Source organism: Streptomyces durbertensis, assembly GCF_014156695.1.
Lineage (GTDB): Bacteria > Actinomycetota > Actinomycetes > Streptomycetales > Streptomycetaceae > Streptomyces > Streptomyces durbertensis.
In genome coordinates this window covers 1-788 of record NZ_WMLF01000876.1, presented here as the reverse complement: position 1 = coordinate 788, position 788 = coordinate 1, and the positions used below count along the sequence as shown (strand labels likewise).

At 75.8% G+C, this 788-nt stretch carries 2 protein-coding genes; both read left to right on the top strand.

Annotated elements, in window-relative coordinates; genetic code table 11:
• The first annotated feature begins 10 nt into the window (after positions 1-10).
• A complete protein-coding gene (locus tag GL263_RS27420) occupies positions 11-589 on the top strand; it encodes an RNA polymerase sigma factor (RefSeq protein ID WP_182858419.1) in 579 nt (192 codons plus the stop codon).
• Positions 586-788, top strand: a 203-nt coding sequence (locus GL263_RS27415) for a hypothetical protein (protein ID WP_182858418.1), incomplete at its 3' end; no start/stop codon positions are given. The genes GL263_RS27420 and GL263_RS27415, both read left to right, overlap by 4 nt.

Here is a 788-nt window from a genome sequence, read left to right as displayed (position 1 = left end):
CTTCACTGTCGTGGACCACGAACTGTTCGCGGAGATCTACGAGGCGCACGCCGACGCGGTGTACGCGCACGCAGTCCGCATGACCGCCGACCGGGCGGGCGCGGAGGACGTCGTCTCCCTCACCTTTCTTGAGGCGTGGCGGCTGCGTGCCACGCTCGACGGCGTCGACAGCCGGCGTGCGTGGCTGTTCGGCGTCGCCACCAACGTCATCCGCAACACGCGCCGGGCGGCGCGGCGGCACCGGGAGGCGATGGGCCGGCTGCCGTCGCCGGAGTACGAGCCGGATCCGGCGGACGCGGTCGTCGACCGGTTGGGCGGGGACGGCCGTGCGGCGGCGGCGCTCGCCGCGTTGGGGCGGCTGTCGCGGGCGGATCGCGAGGTGATCCTGCTGTACGCCTGGTCGGGGCTGTCGCACGCCGAGGTGGCGCAGGCGTGCGGCGTGCCCGTGGGGACTGTGCGTTCGCGGCTCTCGCGGGCCCGGACGCGGCTGCGCCGGCTCAGCGGCGCGGAGCCGGACGCGCGGCGTGCCGGGCGACTGCCGGGGCCGCGCGGGGGCCGTACCGACATCACTCAGGAGGGGGCGCTGTGACCGCCATCGACGACAAGCGGCGACACGACAACGATGACGAACGTGTGGACATCCGGGCGCTCGCGCCGGGCATGACCGATGAGGACCTGCCGTTCACCGGGCACCGCCGGGTCGGCGAGCGGCTGATGCGGGAAGTGGGTGGGAGCGGGCGGGCGGAGGCGCCGGCGCGGCGGTGGTTGCGGCGGCGCCTCCGCCCGCC